The organism is Chryseobacterium gallinarum, assembly GCF_001021975.1.
In the GTDB taxonomy this organism is placed as follows: domain Bacteria; phylum Bacteroidota; class Bacteroidia; order Flavobacteriales; family Weeksellaceae; genus Chryseobacterium; species Chryseobacterium gallinarum.
The window spans coordinates 2,674,360-2,693,886 of sequence record NZ_CP009928.1; the positions used below are offsets into that span (position 1 = coordinate 2,674,360).

Here is a 19,527-nt window from a genome sequence, read left to right on the forward strand (position 1 = left end):
TTTCAAACTTCAAATGGTTGGATGACAGTAATTTCTTCGCCCGAATGGCAAGGTCAAATTGCTTGACTTTTGAGACAACCTCTTATCACTAAAATTAATATATGTATAGTTGTAATTATATTTTAATTTTTGTTTTTTGTACTATTTCATTTGTTTCCGGCCAAAAGTATCGCTTTGTATATAGTTATATGTCTATTCCTGACACTCTTAATAAAAATAATATTATCAATGAAAATATGGTTTTAGAGATTGATAAGGATAAATCTGTTTTTATTAGTCAGAGAAAAATGATTTCGGACTCGGTTATGGCAGAAGATGCTAAAAAAGGGATTATGACAATGCCAGATGAAAATATTAATACCAGGTATATTATTGTAAAAAAGTATCCGGATTTTAAAACCAATTTAATAACAGATGAATTTTCGACTTCCTATAGATTTATTATTTCTGACGATAGATCGTTACATTGGGTTCTTCTTCCTGAAAAAAGAACTATTGGGAACTATGAATGTCAAAAGGCTGAATTAGATTTTGCCGGAAGAAAATGGATAGCCTGGTTTACTGAAGAGATTCCGTTTAATGATGGACCATATAAATTTAAAGGCTTACCAGGATTAATTATCGAAATTAAGGATTTATCAAACTCTCACGGCTTTCAACTTCAAGGAATGAAAAAAATAGAAGATAAATCTGTTCCGGTTATCATTGATGAAAAAAAGAAAATACGAAGTTTTACTTTCAAAGATTTTGTCACGTTTTATAAAGAGTATCGTAAAGATCCAGCTAAGGAATTCAGACAGAGGGTTTTGAGCGGAGATGTATATTATGAATCAGAAGAAAAAAGGCAGGAACATATGAAATTGATAGAAAGCCTCAGAAAAGAGAGGGTTAAAAAAGATAATAATATCATTGAACTTGATTTGTTAAAATAAGTTTATATTGTCTTTTAAAAACCAACGATGAAAAACATATTATTTATATTATTGGGAACTGTAATGATTTTTTCCCAGAACAACAGGTTCATTTATGAGGTGAAATACAAGAAAAGATTCAACCTCGAAAGATATTACCAGGGAAAATTATTATCTGGATATCACAAAAGAGGATATAGCCTATTATAACAGGCTGAATTATATTAGTGATTCAACGTTTGTTGTCACTGGACAACATGGGTTTAAAGGTAATAGGCTGACTTCCTTTCTTATCAAAAAGAATAATAGCAATATCTATCAAAACTATGAATATATCGGCGATGTAAACTTTTATAAAATATCCGAAGAAGCGAAGCAACAGTGGAATATTACAGACAGTATAAAAGTCTCAAATAATTTCCGGCTTCAAAAAGCCACTACACAATTCGGAGGACGAAACTGGATTGCATGGTTTACAAAAGATATTCCAATGCCTTACGGGCCTTATAAGTTTAACGGCTTGCCGGGATTGATTATGGAACTGTATGATACCAGAAAGGATTACTATTTTAATGTGATTAAAAGTGAAAAGATCCCGGATGATTATAAACGTCATTCATTAAATAATTATATCCCCAGAGCAATACCCGTTACGCAGAAAGATTTAAATAGGCTAAGGCTAGATCTCTATTCCAACCCTTTTAAATATGCATTCAATGGGGCATTGACAATACCGGAAGGAAAGAAACTGCTTTTGGATGACGGAACGGTGCTATCCAAAGAGCAATTAAAGCCGGCCGAAGCCAATGAAAGAAAAAAACTAAAATCTTTTAATAATCCTATTGAGCTGGATAAAGCGGTGAAATACCCTTAGTTAGATATGAATGTTTATAAAAGATCCCTTTCAGGAAGCCTGAAAGGGACTTTTTATAGTAGTTTTAATTGTAATGTTATAAATTATTCAGGATAAAATCTGTCATTTTCTGGTATAGCTGTGGTCTTGTCTGTCCACCGTAGATTCCATGATTTTTGTCCGGATAAGCCATGAAATCAAACTGCTTTTTGTTCTGAATCAAAGCTTCAGAAAATTCCATAGAATTCTGGAAATGTACATTGTCATCAGCGGTCCCATGAATCAGAAGAAACTTACCTTTCAATAAATTAGCATATTCCGTAGGAGAATTTTTATCGTATCCGTCAGGATTTTCCTGAGGCGTTCTCATAAATCTTTCCGTGTATACAGAATCGTAATATCTCCAGTTGGTTACCGGTGCTACGGCAATTCCCATTTTGAAAACATCAGCCCCTTTGGTCATTGCTAAGCTGGTCATATAGCCCCCAAAGCTCCATCCGAACATTCCGATTCTGTTTTTGTCAATATAAGATTGGTTTCCGAACCATTTTGCTGCTGTAATCTGGTCTTCAATCTCATATTTGCCTAAGTTCATGTAGGTTACCTTTTTATACTTGGCTCCTTTGTAGCCGGTTCCGCGTCCATCTACACAAGCGACGATATATCCTTTTTGTACAAGGTGGTTAAACCACATCGCATTTCCGTTATCCCATGAGTTGGCAACCTGTTGAGATCCCGGTCCGGAATATTGGAACATAAATAAAGGATACTTTTTATTCGGATCAAAATTTTTAGGTTTCATGATCCAGGCATTCATCTGGTCGCCTACTGCATTTGGAATAGTGATGAATTCCTTTTCAACAAAGTTATCCGCTTTTAATTTCTGTAATTGTTCATTGTTGTTTTGAAGCTCTTTTACCGTTTTACCGTTTCCGTCTTTTAAAACATAAGTGTGAGGTCTGGAAGCCGTAGAAGATGTTTCAATGAAATAATTGTAGTTTTTACTGAAATTAGCAGAATTATTACCTTCCGAATTAGAAATCAGCCGGGATTTTCCGTTTTCAATGTTTACCTTAGAAATAACCTTGTTGATACTGCCTTTCTCAGTAGTCTGAATATAAATTTCTTTTGATTTTGGATTGAATCCATAATAGTCTGTTACTTCCCAGTTTCCTTTAGTAACTTGTTTTTTAAGCTTTCCATCTTTATCATACCAATACAGGTGACGGTTTCCATCTCTTTCTGATCCCCAAAGGAAAGAATCATCTTCCAGGAATTCTAAAATAGGACTGTCTGTATCAATCCATTTGTCATCCGTTTCAGTAAATAATTTCTGAACCGCTCCTGTTTTGGTGTTTACTTTTAAAACGTCCGAAGCATTCTGAATTCTTTCAGAAGTAATCAAAACAATTTCATCCGGTTTTGCAGTCTGGAAAACATTAGGAATATAATAGTTTTTAAAAGATCCTAAATTCAACTGCATAGTCTTTCCGTTGTCAAGACGATACAACTGTGCAGAAACAATAGAATTTTTTTCTCCCGCCTTAGGGTATTTGTAACGCATTTCAGCCGGGTAGAGGTTTTTTCCGTAGATGGGAATGTAAATTTCCGGAACCTGGCTTTCGTCAGACTTTACAAATACGATAGCGTCAGAATTTTTAGACCATTCATATTGTCTGGCATGTCCGAACTCTTCTTCATATACCCAGTCTGCCAAACCGTTCAGAATAGAGTTTTTCTTACCATCCGTTGTAATCTGGGTGATTTTCCCTGAAGTAAGGTCCTGGTAGAACAGGTTGTTATCAGAAATGAAAGCTACTTTTGTAGCATCAGGTGAAAAAGTAGGCTCCTGAACTGCTTTTCCGTTATTTAAACTGATTGTTTTGCCGGACTTTAAATCTCTGACCTCAAATTTCCCCAGAAAAGAATGTCTGTAAATAGGCTGACTTTCTATTTGCAATAGAATTTTAGATTCGTCATCGGAAAAAATATAGCTCTCAAATTTTCCATCAACAATATTTCCTTCTTTCTGAGATGTTTTATAGGAATACTTTGCAATTCCTGTCGGCTCAATAACCAGGTAATTTTCACCGTTTTTCATAGAAGAAATTCCTGCAATACCTTTTCCGCGGTAGTATCCTGAATATATTTTATCTAAAGTGATTTCTTGTGCTGATACATTTTGGAATACAGCAGCTATAGTAAGAGTTAAGAGTATTTTTTTCATTTTTAACTTTAATGGAATTCAAAGATAATAATTTTATTAAAATGTGTAAAAAAGCTTTTCAAATAAGCTTTTTGGCAAAAAAATTGAATATCATTAAAGTATAATCAAACCCAATAATAATTATGGAAACGAATGCATACAACCAGAAACTGAACCGCTACGTATTGAATGACCGGATTGTTTATACAGGCTTTTCCAGTTTTAATGATGCACAGGAATGTGCCGACAAAAAAGGCGGAATATTAGTGGAAGTAGGATTTAAGGATGGAAATGATAATCCCGAAATCACGGATGAAGCCGGTTTAATAGAAAAAAAACTTCATTACTATGTGTATGCAGGCGATGAGTATAAATTTATCCATTCATCTGATCCAGGATTCAGGAAATATGCAGATGAGCTGCAGAAAATAAAAGCGAAACTGCAACAGTCTCCACCGGATGAAAGATATTTAGCCAATTTTGAAATCGAAAATGCAGAAGACCCGATTATTGTGATCAAAAATGATCATTTTCAATCGGTAACATCAAGAGAGCGTTCAAAGTATTTGAAACATGCCAGAGTTTATGAACTGGGGGTATCCCTGCCAAAACCTTAAAAAATCTAATCATGAGCAAGACTAAATATTCAGAAAAAGCTCAGGACAAAGTAGGAAAAGTAATGCACGAATTCAAGGAAGGAAAGCTGAAATCTTCTTCCGGAAAGAAAGTGACAAGCAGAAAACAGGCTGTAGCCATTGGTATTTCTGAAGCAAGAGAAAAAGGCTTAAAAGTGCCATCCAAGAAAAAAAGTAAATAATCCTTATAGCAATGCCCGGAAAACTTCCGGGCATTGCCATAGTATAGATAAGCAAAAGAAACGGCAAAATCAGCTTTCCTTTATTTTGCCTCGTTATATAGTATTTTATAATATTCATCTGCCATTCTGTCGCTATTGAACTGATCCTTAACATCATTCATCGCATTGTACTGAATCTTTCTCCACTGGTCAGGCCTGTCATAATAAGTAGGAAGAATTTCATTTTCAAGAATTTCATATAATTTATTGAGGTCGTAGTTGTCCTGTTCATAGATGCTCATGTTCAGGTAATCTGCCTTGGGTACCACAAAAGAATTTTCACCATGTTTTGCAAATTCAGGAATCCATCCGTCATCAGTCGATAAATTTACAGAGCCGTTCATTGCAGCGGTCATTCCTGAAGTTCCTGATGCTTCCCGTGGAACTCTTGGATTGTTAAGCCATAGGTCTGAACCCTGCTTCAATGCCTTACTTAATGAAAGCTCATATCCTGTCAGTACGGCCATGTTTTTGTGGTTTTTACTTTCCTCAACCAATGTATTGAAAGTAGAAATAGCAGAATAATCCATAGGGTAGGGCTTTCCAGCCCAGATAATTTGTACCGGGTATTTAGGGTTGTTCAGAAGTTTGTGGAACCTGTCTTTATTATGTAAAAGAAGATCAGCACGCTTATAACCCGCAAATCTTCTGGCCCAGACAATAGTAAAGATATCCGGATTGAACAGATTTCCGGTTTGGTCTGCGACGATGCTGAAGAGTTTTTTCTTCAAATGTTTTTTCCGGTAATCAAAAACCGTCTTATCATTTTCATCTTTGGCATTGTAAAGAGCCTTGTCTGCCCAATATTTGAATTCCTGAGCATTGGTAATAGACTTAATTTCACAGATGCCAGGGTATTTATTCCACATAGCCCGGGAAACTACACCGTGGAGCTGAGAAACACCATTAGCTATTCTGGCCATTTTCAGAGCACACAAGGAATGATTAAACCGGTCGTCATCGGCTCCTTCGATACTTTTAACCTCTTCTTTACTATAGCCGGAAAAATAGGACATATCATAACATAACTGCAGGTTATGTTTTTCGTTTCCTGCTTCTTCAGGAGTGTGGGTAGTGAAAACAAGTTTCTCTTTTACTTTATTCAGGTTTCCGTTGTATTTTTTTAATAAATAAAATGCTGCTGGAAGTCCATGAGCTTCGTTCAGGTGGTATACCTCTCTTTCGATGTTCATTTCATCCAATAACTTGGCACCTCCTTTTCCCAGTAAGATATACTGGGCAAGCTTCGTAGATTCATTAGCGTCATACAGCTTGTGACAGATTGTTTTTGAGACATGGTCATTTTCCGGAATATCTGTAGAAAGGAAAAACATTGGTGCTGTATTGAAGATTTCAGGATCAAGGTACCATACCTTCACCCAAACCGGAGCACTGTGGATCTCGATCTGAAATTTGATTCCCGTATCCTCCAGAAAGCTGTACATTTTTCTCGTCCATACCGGCTGTAGGGTTTGATCATGATTTCTTGCCTGGTCATAATAACCGAACTTCCACAAAATACCAATTCCGATAAGATCTTGTTTCAGGTTATAAGCACTTCTCATATGAGAACCGGCCAAAAAACCAAGCCCGCCCGAGTATATTTTCAGTACCTGTTCAAGGGCAAACTCCATTGAAAAATAAACTGTTTTTTTAGAATATTGGGGATTGATATTATAAGGTATTTTAAAATTCCTGAAATCCATAAATGCGGGTTTGTGTTAGAAGTGGCAAAGGTATTAATTATGAAAATAAACTTTACATTAATTATTTGATAAATTAATGCTAAAGATAGATATTGAATCGTTTTTTTACTTATCTTTAAGAGTGTAAATTTTTGATTATCAAAACTTTTAATGATGAAAGCCAATGGCTGCATGTGTTCTTTAATAACATAAAAAAATCACACATGAAAAAAACGTTTTCTGATGAAGATTTAATTAAAAATCTAAGTTTATATTACCTAAACAGGCATTTGAAAAAAAAGCCCATAGAAAGATATCACCGTACCATAGATGAATCTCCGCTTCATGATCGCGAAAAATACCGAAAGAAATCTGAGATACTGCTGCTCAATTCTTTTATGCACCATTTCCCGGAAGTAAAGTTTGAAGATCTGACTTGTGAAAGTCCTGACTTTATTGCCAAATTAAATGATAAAAAAATCGGAATAGAATTGACCGAAGTGATCAATCATCTGGAAATGAAAAAAGTAGAAAGTACTTTGAATAAGATGTTCCGCCAGGCAGAAATATTATTAGAACAAGAAGACACTACGAAATATCGTGGTGTTTATTTTTTGGAATTTCACCCTAATATAAAATTCGATAATCTGGAAGTACAACAGGAAAATATTATCAGTATCTATAAAAGTATAAAAAAAAATAAAGCTGTAGGCTGTGTGAAAAGCGTAAGGAAATCCTTTCACCGGAGAAACGTTTTTATTACCCATGAATACAGCATGAATCTTTTTGATGAACTTTGCTCAGAGAAAATTCTGGAGCTTATCGAGAAAAAAAATGAAAAGTTCCCTTACTATGATACTTCCGTAGACGAGTGCTGGCTTGTGATTGTTTCTGATATGAACTCTATTGCTTCAAGATATACGTTTATCCAGGATAAAGAGCATTTGAAGGAAGTGAAAAGCCCTTTTCATAAAATTTTTCACCTGGAAAATCTTTGCGGTAATATTACAAGCATAAAGTGAAACCGTATTGTTATTTATTTAATGATTTTCTATTTTGATTTAAATTAATTTAAAATTATTTGATTTTTTTTATTTGTAATTGAAATATTGGGTATATTTGGTATGGATGAGTATTATTTGATACAAAACCATTCAACCATGAAAACATATACCTATGAGAAAATTTTTACTGTTTCTTCTTGTGTGCATATCGCATACTTTTTATTCACAGGCAGATTGTTCTACGGCCTTATCCGTTTGTGGAAACTCCAGTATTACCTACAGTCCGGCAGGAATCGGAAATGTAGATGAATTTTTAGGAGATTGTCTGATACTGGGTGAGCATAATTCGATATGGTACAAAATAACCATTGCTACCAGTGGTACCCTTACCTTTGATTTAACCCCCAATGATCCGGATGCAGATTACGACTGGGCCATCTATGGTCCCAATGTTACCTGTGGGAATTTAGGAACACCCATACGCTGTAATGCTGCCACAGTTGTGGGGGTAAGTCCTATTACAGGGTTAAATATGACAAGTACCATTCTAAGCGCTCCCGGAGGATCAGCAACACCATATTGCCGGTATCTGGATGTTTTGGCAGGACAAACCTATTACCTGTATATTGATAATTGGGTGAGCGCAACAAGCAGTACCATGTCCCCTTTTTCTCTGACCTGGGGTGGAACAGCCACATTAGCTTCTCCATTCACCGATCCGGTACTGACACCTCATCCATTTATAGCTCCCGGAATTCCTGCAGCAAATCCGGCTGACCCTAAAGAAATAGTATTATGTTCCGGTACCATTTTATTTGATTTCTCTTCATTAACTGCAGGAATACTTAATGGAAATCAACATTTTAGTGTGACTTATCATCACAGTCAGAATGAGGCTTTGACAGGACAGAATCCTATTACAACCCCTATGACCGTCAATACAAGTACCGTTTTTTATTATAGTATCAGCTATACCGATCCTGTCAATCCCAATAATCCGCTTAATCAATGTAAACAGATCGGGAAGTTTAAGTTCAGGGATGCTTCTATTACAGCAAAAAATGCAACCCTGATCCAGTGCAATAATAACAATGCCGGTACTGCAGTGTTTGATTTAACAACAGCCGATGTCATTTCTGCTTCTAATGTGACCAAAAAATATTATAATTCCCTGGCGGATCTTAATGCGGGAACTAATGAAATTACAACGCCTTCAGCCTTTGTGTCTGCGGAAGGAACAGTTTATGTAAAAATAATTTCAACCTTTGGCTGTACCGCTATTGCGCAGATTACACTGAAATTTTATCCTGTAGTCGTTGTTAATGATACTACTTTAAGATCCTGTGCTTTGGAAACGGATCCGTCTGCTGCGGTATTCAATCTTACAGAAGCAAGTGTGACAACACAGCCGGTTGCCGGGAAAAAATATTATCCTTCGATGGCGGATGCAATCAATCAAACCAATGAAATCACTTCTGTAATCAATTATATTGCACCAAACGGAGTGGTATATGTAAGGGTTTCTAATGCGCAGGGATGCTATGCTGTCGCAAAAATTACTTTAGGCGTTATTCCACCGGTATATTCTGATGTCCTTAAAGATAAAACCATTTGTGCAGAGGCTAAAACATCACTGGATGCCGGTCCGGGATTCAAAACATATGAATGGAGTACAGGAGCTACTACCCAGGTTATTCATAATGTAGGAGTTGGCGCATACTGGGTAAAACTTACAACAGGTAACTGTACGGTTATCCAGCATGTGAAAGTTTACCCTTCGCAACAGCCGGTTGTTACGGCCATTGAAATTGTAAATAATACCATTACCGTGTTTGTAAAAGGAGGAAATCCGCCTTATAAGTTTTCTATAGATAACATTACCTGGCAGGAATCCAATGTGTTCAATAACCTTTCAAGAGGAGATCATAAGGTATTTGTCAGGGACACTTATGACTGTAATCCCATAGAAATTAACATTGTTGTTCCTAACCTGGTGAATGTGATTACCCCGAATGCCGATGGAGTCAATGATGTTATTGATTATTCCGCATTGGCAGGGAAGCAGAATCTGGTATTGAATATTTTTGACAGATATGGCAACAAAATTCACCAGGCAGACCGGTTTAACGGATACAAATGGGATGGTACCCTTGCAGGAAAAAAAGTCCCAACTGGTACTTACTGGTATTCTGTGACATGGAATGAAAATGATAAAATGAGTACACCTGTTAAATATTCAGGATGGGTATTGGTTAAAAACAGGGAATAACTTTAATTTTTATCATTGCAAAGTGATGCAGGAATGAAATTGAAACAATAAAAAGGAAGAACTTTTTTAAATTTTAGATACATCTGGCTGAGCACAAGTTCAGCCAGACCGCTCTGGTAAGGAAATCTCAATGATCTGAAATAAATTATATTATTTTCTCATCAATTAATAATATTGTTTATATTTGCCTGAAAACATAAATGAAAAAAAATTATGAGAAAAAAGTTACATTTACTGATCTCGACATTCCTTTTTGCCTTAACCGCATATAGCCAGGTGGGTATCAATACATTAACTCCTGAAGGCATTTTGCACATGCAAAACACAACTTCACCATTAGGAATGATCCTGCCGAGAGTAGATTCTGCACAGATTACCGTTGCCAGAAGCATGACAACCCCCTTAGAAGCCACAGCAGTGTATGATAACAAAGAGCACTGTATAAGACTGAAAACAAGTGATGCTGACCGGGCATGGTCAGATTGCTTATTGGACAAATCTTCTGTAATTAATATCATAGAGCAGGAAATAATATACAACGGAAAAGTTCCTGCAAGAGCAACCAAGATAGCGGCAGGTCATTATTATGCAGCCATATATACTGATGCCTCAAGAGGAAATGTTGTTTATGGTATGGGATATCAGAATAATAACCAAATAGGTACCGTTACCAATGGTACCAATAACTATCCGCGTGCCGTTTTTGACCGCACAAGTGCAGATATAGATATGGGGTATTATAACGGAGCCGCCGTAACAGCCAATGGAGAGCTTTGGGTATGGGGATATAATAACAACGGAAAAAATGGAACGGGTAATACCACTACAGTGAACGCACCCCGCAAAATTTCCCTGCCGGGAGGAATTTCAGCTTCAAAGGTAAGAACAGGATATTACAATACTCTTGTCTTAGGTACTGATAAAAAACTTTATGTGTCAGGATATGCCGGTTATGGAACATTGGGGAATGGAACAACATCAGGAGATGCTTTGAATTTCCAGAAAATTCCTTTTTTTGATAACCAGGAAGTAGTAGATATGGATGTATTTTACTATGGTGCAATAGCAGTAACCAGTAACGGGAATGTATACGTTTGGGGAACGAATAGTACTACTTCAAGAAGACTGGGATTACCTACGAATGTAAGCGTTGCTTCAACTCCTACCTTACTGAATCCCAACTTTACCCTTAATGCCGGAGAAAGCGTTGTGAAAGTTGTTTTGGATGATGGATCCTTTGATGGAGGTGGTTTTATAACGAATCAGGGAAGATATTTTGCATTCGGTTACCTTTATTACCATGGAGGAGGTGGTGTATATGCAGGTCCTACGAATATTACTGCTGCTTTACAAACAGGTGAAAGATTCAGTGATATCTCTATGTACTATGGAGTAGGGTTGCTTACCAATCAAAATAAAATCTATGTGGCAGGTTCTTCTACCAATGGTAAGCTAGGTACAGGGAGTACGGCATTTGTTGCCACTCTTACTTCAGTTACTCCGGCTACATCTCCTGTGGGCAATGTTTATACAGGTATCAGTTTAGGATATTATAATATGTATGTTACAACAAGTAGTGCCGGTGGAAAAAATAAAATTTATGGGGCCGGATATGGAGCTAATAATCAATTGGGAAGAACTAATGAATCAGGCAGTAACAGTCTGGTAGTAGTATTTGAATAAGAATAAGAAATGATTAATCCGGAAACCTGAGGGTAAAGGACAAAAATGGTTAACCCGGAGTAAAACAAAATTTTATTCCGGGTTTTATTTTACAGGCTTTAATTTGAAGTGGTTGAGTATCAATAGTGTATATCGTATGAAAGCTATAGGACTATAGCCGGATATTTATTTTCTACCTTATAATTTTATTTCTAATTTTACATGACTAATCAAAATTAGAAAAATGAAAGAACTGTTTATTAAACGATTTGAGTATTATAAATCACTCGGAGATAAAACCTTTACTCAGCTTTCCGAAGAACAGGTTTTCTGGCAATATAACGAAGAGAGTAATTCTATTGCCGTAATTGTAAAACATATCGCTGGGAACATGCTTTCGAGATGGACTGATTTTCTAACTGAAGATGGTGAAAAAAACTGGCGTGACAGGGATCAGGAGTTTGTGAATACTTTTAAAACAAAAGATGAAGTGATCAGCTATTGGGAAACAGGATGGAAGTGTCTTTTTGAAGCTTTAAACCAGATAAATGATGAGAACCTGTATTCCACGATTTACATAAGAGGAGAAGCACATTCTGTTATCGATGCTGTTTTCAGACAATTAGCCCATTATCCTTATCATATAGGACAGATTGTTTACATCGCTAAGATGGTTAAAAACGAAGACTGGAAAACACTTTCTATTGCCAGAAATAAATCTCAGGAATTTAATGCAGGAATGAAAAACAGGTTTTCAGGAGAAGAAGCTGATACCAATTCTTCCCCGGTGTGTTTTCAAAACAGCCCTGAAGTAAGGGATGAATACAAGTAATAGACTGAATCAATCTTGGATTCTTATTAAAATTACTATCTTTGCACCCATAAAATTCAGGAGTAACACATGTCTACTTTTCAAAGAACTGCCGCATATCATACCCTTGGCTGCAAATTAAACTTTGCGGAAACATCTACTATTGCCCGTCAATTAACAGATGCAGGATATGATAAGGTAGGTTTTGATGAAAAAGCAAATGTATATGTCATCAATACCTGCTCTGTAACTGAAAATGCTGACCGTGAATGTAAGCTTCACGTAAAAAGAGCAATGAAAGCCAATCCCGATGGATTGGTAGTTATTGTTGGATGCTATGCCCAGCTGAAGCCTGAAGAAATTTCGCAGATTGAAGGTGTGGATCTGGTATTGGGAGCCAAAGAAAAATTCAATATCCTGAGTTATCTTGATGATTTGGAAAAATCGGAAAATGAAGGAATTGTTCATTCATGTGAAATTGAAGAAACTGATTTCTTTATCGGAAGCTATTCGATAGGAGACCGTACAAGAGCCTTTTTAAAGGTACAGGACGGATGTGATTATAAATGTACATACTGTACCATCCCGTTGGCAAGAGGAATATCGCGTTCGGATACCATTGAGAATGTTTTGAGAAATGCTGCTGAGATTGCAGCAAGAGATATTAAAGAAATTGTTCTTACAGGAGTAAATATCGGTGATTATGGTAAAGGGGAGTTCGGTAATAAAAGACACGAACATACCTTTCTGGATCTGATCTCTGAACTCGATAAAGTAGAAGGAATTGAAAGAATCCGTATTTCTTCCATTGAGCCCAATCTGTTGAAAGATGAAAGCATTGAACTGGTTTCCAGAAGCAGAAGCTTTGTTCCGCATTTTCATATTCCCTTGCAGTCAGGAAGTGATGATTTATTGAAAAAAATGAAACGCCGGTACCTGACAAAACTGTATAGTGATAGAGTGAACAAAATCCGCGAGGTAATGCCTGATGCGGCTATCGGGGTGGATGTTATTGTCGGATTTCCGGGAGAAACAGAAGAGAAGTTTATGGAAACCTATAATTTTCTTAACGAACTGCCTATAACGTATCTTCATGTATTTACCTATTCTGAAAGAGAAAATACAGAAGCCGCAGCGATGGATGGAGTAGTTCCTGTTGCCGAGAGAAAAAAGCGTAATAAAATGTTGAGAATCCTTTCCGAAAAGAAAAAAATGGCATTTTATCAGACTCAGCTTGGGAAAACACTTCCTGTGCTGTGGGAGCACGAAAATAAAGACGGGAAAATGTTTGGCTTCACAGAAAATTATGTGAGAGTCCAGAAGGATTTTGACCCTGCTTCCGTCAACCAGATTGAATTTCTAAATTTAGAAAAAATACTGTCAGATGGCACAGTTTCTGTGCAATCTTCCTATCAAAATTTTTTAGCAAAAGCATAGTCTCTTTGCAAAATTTCCACTAAATTTATTTTTAAACTTTTAAATACTACATTCATGAGAGATAAGTTTTTATCTTGGGGAATTGTATTAGTAATTGCTACATGGATAGTGGCATTACTGATCAGAGCGCATTATTGGATACCCACGCTGTTGTCCGCTATTTATGCATTGGGAGTGTATAACGCATACCAATCAAAACATGCTATTTTAAGGAATTTTCCCGTATTGGGATATTTCAGGTACTTTTTTGAAAGTATTTCTCCGGAAATGCAGCAATACTTTATCGAAAGAGAAACAGACGGGAAGCCATTTCCAAGAAATCAGCGTTCTGCAGTATACAGACGGGCAAAAAATTTAAGTGATACGGTAGCTTTTGGTACACAGCTGGAAGTTAATCACAGGAAATACGAGGGTATCAAGCATTCTATTTATGCCAAATCGCCATCGGAAGAACTTCCGAGAGTCTGGGTTGGAGGAGAGCAGTGTACACAGCCTTATCATGCTTCTTTGTTCAATATTTCAGCAATGAGTTTCGGTGCATTAAGTGACAGGGCCCAGATTTCTTTAAACCGAGGGGCTAAAAAGGGTAATTTTTATCATAATACAGGGGAAGGAGGTATTTCTCCTTATCATTTGGAAGGAGGAGATTTATGCTGGCAGATCGGAACCGGGTATTTTGGATGCAGGGACGAAGAAGGAAAATTCAATCCTGAATTGTTTACGAAATATGCTACACTTCCTAATGTGAAAATGATTGAAATCAAACTATCACAGGGAGCTAAGCCTGGCCATGGAGGGGTGCTTCCGGGGGTGAAAAATACGCCGGAGATTGCTGCCATTCGTCACGTAACTCCGGGAATGACGGTAATTTCGCCACCTTCACATACAGCTTTTTCAGATGCAGCCGGATTGTTGAGGTTTGTGCAGGAATTAAGGGAGCTTTCAGGAGGTAAACCGGTTGGGTTTAAACTCTGCATCGGGGATACTAAGGAATTTGAAGATATCTGTGTGCAAATGAATGTTCTGAAAATTTATCCTGACTTTATTACAATAGACGGAGCAGAAGGAGGGACAGGAGCTGCACCACCGGAATTTTCTGATGGAGTAGGGATGCCTTTGGAACCGGCCCTGATATTTGTAAACAGAACCCTGAATAACTATAACGTAAGGAATAAATTAAGAGTAATTGCCAGTGGTAAGGTTCTAACCAGTCTGGATATCTTAAGGGCAATTGCAATGGGAGCAGATATGTGTAATAATGCAAGAGGATTTATGTTCTCTCTGGGATGTATCCAGGCACTAAGATGTAATTCCAATAACTGCCCTACAGGAGTTGCCACACAGGATAAAATGCTGATCAAAGGATTGGATGTGACAGATAAAAGCGAAAGAGTATATCATTTCCATAAAAATACCCTTCACACTTGTAATGAACTCATTGCAGCAGCAGGAAGAAGCTCTTATGAAGAGGTGGATGCAACAATGTTTATGAGAGGAGATGAATTTGATCATCTTGCAGATCTGTATTTCCCGGATATCTTAGGAAATGTAAAACAAAAAGCAAGATCTTAATCAGAAATAAAAAAAAATAAAGACCGCTTGAAAAAAAGCGGTCTTTATTTTTTTTATAGTATTTTTAATAAGGCCTGGCCTCTCTTCCATAAACCTGGAAATTGAAAACAAAACTTCTGTTTCTCAGGGAAATAGGAGATGCGTACCCTGCATAATTATAAGGGTAATGAGGATTTCTGGCAAAAGCAGCTCTTGAAGGAACAATAATTACCCCTTGTAAATTGTAGGGAGTAGAATTGGAAATATTATCGTACGCATTGAATTTTTGCAGAGCCTCATTGAATCCACTAATCACATAATAGCCTGGTTGCTTTGCGGCATCGGTAGTTGCATTTTTGATTAAGGGATTTTTCTTACCTTCTACATTGGAAATATAATAGAAGGTAGGATCAAGTACGGGAACTCCATTTCCATTGATCGTATTGATGAAAGTTGCTGATGCAGTAAAAGCTCCTTTGCCATCGCTGAGAGTAGCTAAATAAGAATTGGCCCTCACCATAATTCTCATACTATCATTGGGTTTAATAGTTAGATCCTTTGGAGGTGTTGATGTTGGCGGCTGGGCACCATCTCTTATGATATAAATAGTACCTGAAGGTAAAGTTTTATAATCAAGCTGAGATAATTTTTTCTCTTTATCATCAGCAGTATCAGTAGCACTGAAAGACTTTATATTTCCTTGGACATCCAGGTAATTCTCATCCATGAATTTCTTAATAGCCTGATCATCATAGCTGTTTTGGACATTAATGTCTTCGGGTTCCACATACGTGTTTACATCATCATCACTTTTCTTACATGCAGAAAAACACAAAGATCCCGCAAGGATATATAAAAATATTTTTTTCATTTCAAAAAACTTTAATTACTTTACAGATAATATAACGGCAAAAGTATAAAAAATTATGAGAATAGATAAATTTTTATGGAGCATTCGTTTTTATAAGACGAGAAGCATTGCGGCAGAAGAGATAAAAAAGAATAGAGTTTCTATTGGAACATCTGCCGTGAAGTCATCAAAAGAGGTAAAAGAAGGTGATGTTATTAAAATCCGTAAAAATCAGATTGATTATAAAATAAAAGTAATCCAGATACCGAAAAGCAGAATTGGGGCAAAGCTGGTTCCACTCCATATACAGGATGTGACAGATAAAGAACAATACGAATTGCTGAAGCTTCGTAAGATGTCTCAGGATTATTATAGAAATAAAGGGGAAGGAAGACCTACCAAAAAAGACAGAAGAGAGATGGATGAATATGTAGGAAATGACATTTCATCAGATTTTACTGATTGGGACGATTTTTTCGGAGAAACGGATGATGATTCTGAAGAAGAAGATTAAAACAGAAAAGGCTCTAGAGATAGAGCTTTTCTATTATTTCATTAACAATGTCGTCAGGCTCCCTGCCATCGGTTCCTACACTAAACTGAGCTTTACTGTAAAATTGATTTCTTTCAAACAGGTGTTTGGCAATAAATTCAGGAAGGTCCTTATCGGAAATATTGGCAATCAGGGGTCTTTTTTCTTTTTGTTTAGAAAGCCTTTCCACCAGCGTGCCTACAGATGTTCTCAAAAAAACACTTTTAGAATTATGATTGATAATTTCCATATTATTATAGTAAACCGGAGTACCACCACCAAGGCTTAAAACCAGATTTTCTTCGGAAGCCAGAATTTCTTCCAGGGTTTCTCTTTCAAGTTTTCTAAAATAGATTTCTCCCTTTTTTTCAAAAATTTCTGGAATGGTTAATTTATTTCTTTTGGAAATCTCTTTATCCAGGTCAATGAGTCTGAAATTTATTTTTTCGCTTAATATTTTGGAAATGTGAGATTTGCCACTTCCCATGTATCCGATCAGTGAAATTACCATGAATTTTTTTTGAACAAATTTGCAAAAAAGTTTTGAGATAACGAAAAAAGTCATATCTTTGCACCACTTAAAACAAGGGACATTACTTAAATGAAAACTTGATGAATAAGTGGCCGACTCGGTAGCTCAGCTGGTAGAGCAATACACTTTTAATGTATGGGTCCTGGGTTCGAATCCCAGCCGGGTCACGAGCAAGAGATTACTAAATGCTGTAATTTTATTGCCTGCGTGGTGAAATTGGTAGACACGCCATCTTGAGGGGGTGGTTTCCTAAGGATGTGCTGGTTCGAATCCAGTCGCAGGCACTGCAAGAAAATTAATAATTAAGATGGATGTTATTCATTTTAATTGTGGCCGACTCGGTAGCTCAGCTGGTAGAGCAATACACTTTTAATGTATGGGTCCTGGGTTCGAATCCCAGCCGGGTCACAAGTTTACTGAAAAGTAAATTTTTTTCATATTAATATTTTGTGATTTGGTGTTTCAAAGGCTTCCTTCAGGAGGCCTTTGATTTTTCTGTATGGAGTAAATTAATATAAAACTCTGACCATTACAATCAGAGTTTACTTTTATAAAACAATGTATCCTAATCCAAATGCATATTGTCAATCAATCTTACACCATCTACCACTACCACTATGAAAGCCCTGAAATTTCTGTCTTTGTAGAAAAAATCAGTTTCCTGGAGGGTTTTCTCATCTGCAATCAAAAAGTACTCCAGCTTCATCCCCTGCTGGTTATCGAAAATATCTCTTACCCTGTCTTTGATTTCGGGTATAGAGACTGTTCTGAACCAGTCATTTACTTTCTTCAATGTTTCAAAGATAACTTTTGAAGCTTCTTTTCGGTCTTCATGAAGCCTTTGATTCCTCGAGCTTAAGGCAAGCCCGTTTTCTGCCCTGTAAATAGGAACTCCTATGATTTTAACCGGAAGTTGTTTCTTTTCAACCATTTTTTTAATGATAGCCAGCTGTTGGAAATCTTTTTCTCCAAAATAGGCATGGTCAGGCTGTACTTGCCTGAAAAGCTCTTCCACAACCGTTCCTACACCATCAAAATGTCCCGGTCTTGACTTTCCTTCCATTTCATTTTCCAAACCATCAAAATCGTAGTGCTGGCTTTGTGTCTTCTCAGGATATATATCTGTTACTTCAGGGATGTAAACGGCGTCAACCAGGCCGGACTTTTCCAGGATCAAAATATCCCTGTTGATATCCCGCGGATATTTTTCAAGATCTTCCGGGTTATTGAACTGAGTCGGATTTACAAAAATTGAAGAAATAACAAGATCGTTTTCATTTTTTGCTTTTTCATACAGGGAAAGATGGCCTTGATGAAGTGCTCCCATGGTAGGGGCGAAACCAATCCGCTTTCCCATTTCCTTCTGTCTTTCAATGAAATCCTGAAGGACTTTCCTGTTTTTTATAACTTCCATAGTTTATTTTAATGCTAATTCAAAAATACTAAAAATATCGTATAATAATGTGTGTTTTTAATAATTTGAAAATAGGAAATTTCGTAAAAAAATGTTAATTAAAATAATGTTGGATGTTTTTTTGTAATTTTGCACATTAAAGCATTTTTACAAAAATTAGATAGAAAGTTTATGCCGAATCAAAAAATACTGTACATTACTACAGAGATGTATCCATATCAGGAAGATACAAATATGGCTGCTGTGGTAAACAAAATGGCACTTAAGATGCACAATGAAGGCAATGATGTAAGAGTTTTTATGCCAAGATTTGGACAAATAAGTGAAAGGAAATTCCAGCTTCATGAAGTGATCCGTCTTTCAGGAATGAATATTATTATCAATGACCTGGATCAGCCCTTAATTATTAAAGTAGCGTCTCTTCCGGGGGAAAGACTTCAGGTTTACTTTATTGATAACGAAGAATACTTCAAAAGAAAACAGTACTATTTCGACGATGAAGGAACTCCTTTCGATGATAATGACGAAAGAGCTATTTTCTTTGCCAGAGGGGTGATAGAAACCATCAAAAAGCTGAACTGGGTACCTGATGTAATTCATCTGAACGGATGGATGTCTTCTTTTGTTCCAATTTATCTTAAAACGTATTACGAATCCGATACTTATTTTAAGGACGCTAAAATTGTTCTTTCTCTTTACAATGAGAAGGATGCCGACCTGGATAAGAAAATTGATGAAAAATTGAAATTCGATAATATTTCAGGATTAAAAGCGTTAGATAACCCGACAATTAAAAGTTTTGTTATCGAAAGTATGAACTATGTAGATACTGTTGTAAAGGGAGATGAGTTCCTGGATGAAGACCTTGATCAGGCTTTCAATGCAACGACAACTCAGAAATCAGAGTATCTTGATATAGATTCTATCAACCAACTTTATTAAAAACACATTTTT

18 protein-coding genes and 3 tRNA genes are annotated in these 19,527 nt (G+C 36.5%); 16 read left to right on the forward strand and 5 right to left on the reverse strand.

Features of this window, described 5'->3' with window-relative positions; translation table 11 throughout:
- The first annotated feature begins 101 nt into the window (after positions 1-101).
- From OK18_RS12060 to OK18_RS20915, 3 genes are read left to right on the forward strand one after another with little or no spacing between them, the layout of a single operon-like run.
- Positions 102-932 (forward strand): GLPGLI family protein, encoded by an 831-nt coding sequence (locus OK18_RS12060; protein WP_082129184.1) that lies wholly within the window; start codon positions 102-104, stop codon positions 930-932.
- 27 nt (positions 933-959) lie between these two features.
- Positions 960-1,121, forward strand: a complete 162-nt coding sequence (locus tag OK18_RS21240) for a hypothetical protein (protein WP_156173277.1) — start codon at positions 960-962, stop codon at positions 1,119-1,121.
- Complete coding sequence (locus OK18_RS20915) at positions 1,093-1,785, forward strand: GLPGLI family protein (protein ID WP_262486635.1); 693 nt, start codon at positions 1,093-1,095, stop codon at positions 1,783-1,785. The genes OK18_RS21240 and OK18_RS20915 overlap by 29 nt, the downstream gene beginning before the upstream one ends.
- A gap of 76 nt (positions 1,786-1,861) precedes the next feature.
- On the opposite strand, the gene OK18_RS12070 is transcribed toward OK18_RS20915, so the two are convergent.
- Entirely contained in the window at positions 1,862-3,991 is a 2,130-nt protein-coding gene (locus OK18_RS12070; RefSeq protein WP_053328147.1) for a S9 family peptidase, read from the reverse strand.
- Between the two features lie 122 nt (positions 3,992-4,113).
- Here OK18_RS12070 and OK18_RS12075 point away from each other — a divergent pair, with 122 nt between their 5' ends.
- Both OK18_RS12075 and OK18_RS12080 read left to right on the forward strand, forming a co-directional pair.
- Positions 4,114-4,587: a hypothetical protein gene (locus tag OK18_RS12075; RefSeq protein ID WP_053328148.1), complete on the forward strand. Its 474-nt coding sequence runs from the start codon at positions 4,114-4,116 to the stop codon at positions 4,585-4,587.
- Positions 4,588-4,598: 11 nt separating this feature from the next.
- Positions 4,599-4,787 carry a DUF6496 domain-containing protein gene (locus tag OK18_RS12080; protein ID WP_002984739.1) on the forward strand — a complete coding sequence of 63 codons (189 nt, stop codon included), beginning with the start codon at positions 4,599-4,601 and terminating at the stop codon, positions 4,785-4,787.
- Positions 4,788-4,867: 80 nt separating this feature from the next.
- On the opposite strand, the gene glgP is transcribed toward OK18_RS12080, so the two are convergent.
- Entirely contained in the window at positions 4,868-6,532 is a 1,665-nt protein-coding gene (gene glgP, locus OK18_RS12085) for an alpha-glucan family phosphorylase (RefSeq protein ID WP_053328149.1), read from the reverse strand.
- A 203-nt stretch (positions 6,533-6,735) separates the two neighbouring features.
- Here glgP and OK18_RS12090 point away from each other — a divergent pair, with 203 nt between their 5' ends.
- The 6 genes from OK18_RS12090 (at position 6,736) to OK18_RS12115 (ending at position 15,266) form a co-directional block, all read left to right on the forward strand.
- Positions 6,736-7,533, forward strand: coding sequence for a hypothetical protein (locus OK18_RS12090; RefSeq protein ID WP_053329358.1), 798 nt, complete (start codon positions 6,736-6,738; stop codon positions 7,531-7,533).
- A 154-nt stretch (positions 7,534-7,687) separates the two neighbouring features.
- On the forward strand, positions 7,688-9,784 hold the full coding sequence (locus OK18_RS12095) for a T9SS type B sorting domain-containing protein (protein WP_053328150.1): 2,097 nt from the start codon (positions 7,688-7,690) through the stop codon (positions 9,782-9,784).
- Positions 9,785-9,997: 213 nt separating this feature from the next.
- Entirely contained in the window at positions 9,998-11,467 is a 1,470-nt protein-coding gene (locus OK18_RS12100; RefSeq protein ID WP_053328151.1) for an RCC1 domain-containing protein, read from the forward strand.
- Between the two features lie 223 nt (positions 11,468-11,690).
- Positions 11,691-12,278, forward strand: coding sequence for a DUF1572 domain-containing protein (locus OK18_RS12105; protein ID WP_053328152.1), 588 nt, complete (start codon positions 11,691-11,693; stop codon positions 12,276-12,278).
- Positions 12,279-12,347: 69 nt separating this feature from the next.
- Positions 12,348-13,694, forward strand: a complete 1,347-nt coding sequence (gene mtaB / locus OK18_RS12110; protein ID WP_053328153.1) for a tRNA (N(6)-L-threonylcarbamoyladenosine(37)-C(2))-methylthiotransferase MtaB — start codon at positions 12,348-12,350, stop codon at positions 13,692-13,694.
- Between the two features lie 54 nt (positions 13,695-13,748).
- Positions 13,749-15,266 (forward strand): FMN-binding glutamate synthase family protein, encoded by a 1,518-nt coding sequence (locus tag OK18_RS12115; protein WP_053328154.1) that lies wholly within the window; start codon positions 13,749-13,751, stop codon positions 15,264-15,266.
- Positions 15,267-15,330: 64 nt separating this feature from the next.
- Here the strand turns inward: OK18_RS12115 and OK18_RS12120 are convergent, their stop codons facing one another.
- Complete coding sequence (locus OK18_RS12120) at positions 15,331-16,116, reverse strand: hypothetical protein (protein WP_053328155.1); 786 nt, start codon at positions 16,114-16,116, stop codon at positions 15,331-15,333.
- Between the two features lie 55 nt (positions 16,117-16,171).
- Here OK18_RS12120 and OK18_RS12125 point away from each other — a divergent pair, with 55 nt between their 5' ends.
- A complete protein-coding gene (locus OK18_RS12125; RefSeq protein ID WP_053328156.1) occupies positions 16,172-16,609 on the forward strand; it encodes an RNA-binding S4 domain-containing protein in 438 nt (145 codons plus the stop codon).
- Between the two features lie 13 nt (positions 16,610-16,622).
- Here the strand turns inward: OK18_RS12125 and OK18_RS12130 are convergent, their stop codons facing one another.
- A complete protein-coding gene (locus OK18_RS12130; RefSeq protein ID WP_050022419.1) occupies positions 16,623-17,138 on the reverse strand; it encodes a shikimate kinase in 516 nt (171 codons plus the stop codon).
- 115 nt (positions 17,139-17,253) lie between these two features.
- Here OK18_RS12130 and OK18_RS12135 point away from each other — a divergent pair.
- The 3 genes from OK18_RS12135 (at position 17,254) to OK18_RS12145 (ending at position 17,567) form a co-directional block, all read left to right on the forward strand.
- Positions 17,254-17,326 (forward strand) — tRNA-Lys (locus OK18_RS12135).
- A gap of 34 nt (positions 17,327-17,360) precedes the next feature.
- Positions 17,361-17,443, forward strand: a tRNA-Leu gene (locus tag OK18_RS12140).
- Between the two features lie 51 nt (positions 17,444-17,494).
- Positions 17,495-17,567: transfer RNA gene (locus tag OK18_RS12145), tRNA-Lys, on the forward strand.
- A gap of 157 nt (positions 17,568-17,724) precedes the next feature.
- On the opposite strand, the gene panC is transcribed toward OK18_RS12145, so the two are convergent.
- Positions 17,725-18,573, reverse strand: a complete 849-nt coding sequence (panC, locus tag OK18_RS12150; RefSeq protein ID WP_053328157.1) for a pantoate--beta-alanine ligase — start codon at positions 18,571-18,573, stop codon at positions 17,725-17,727.
- A gap of 171 nt (positions 18,574-18,744) precedes the next feature.
- Between panC and OK18_RS12155 the strand changes: the two genes are divergently transcribed.
- On the forward strand, positions 18,745-19,515 hold the full coding sequence (locus tag OK18_RS12155; protein WP_053328158.1) for a glycogen/starch synthase: 771 nt from the start codon (positions 18,745-18,747) through the stop codon (positions 19,513-19,515).
- Positions 19,516-19,527: the final 12 nt, after the last annotated feature.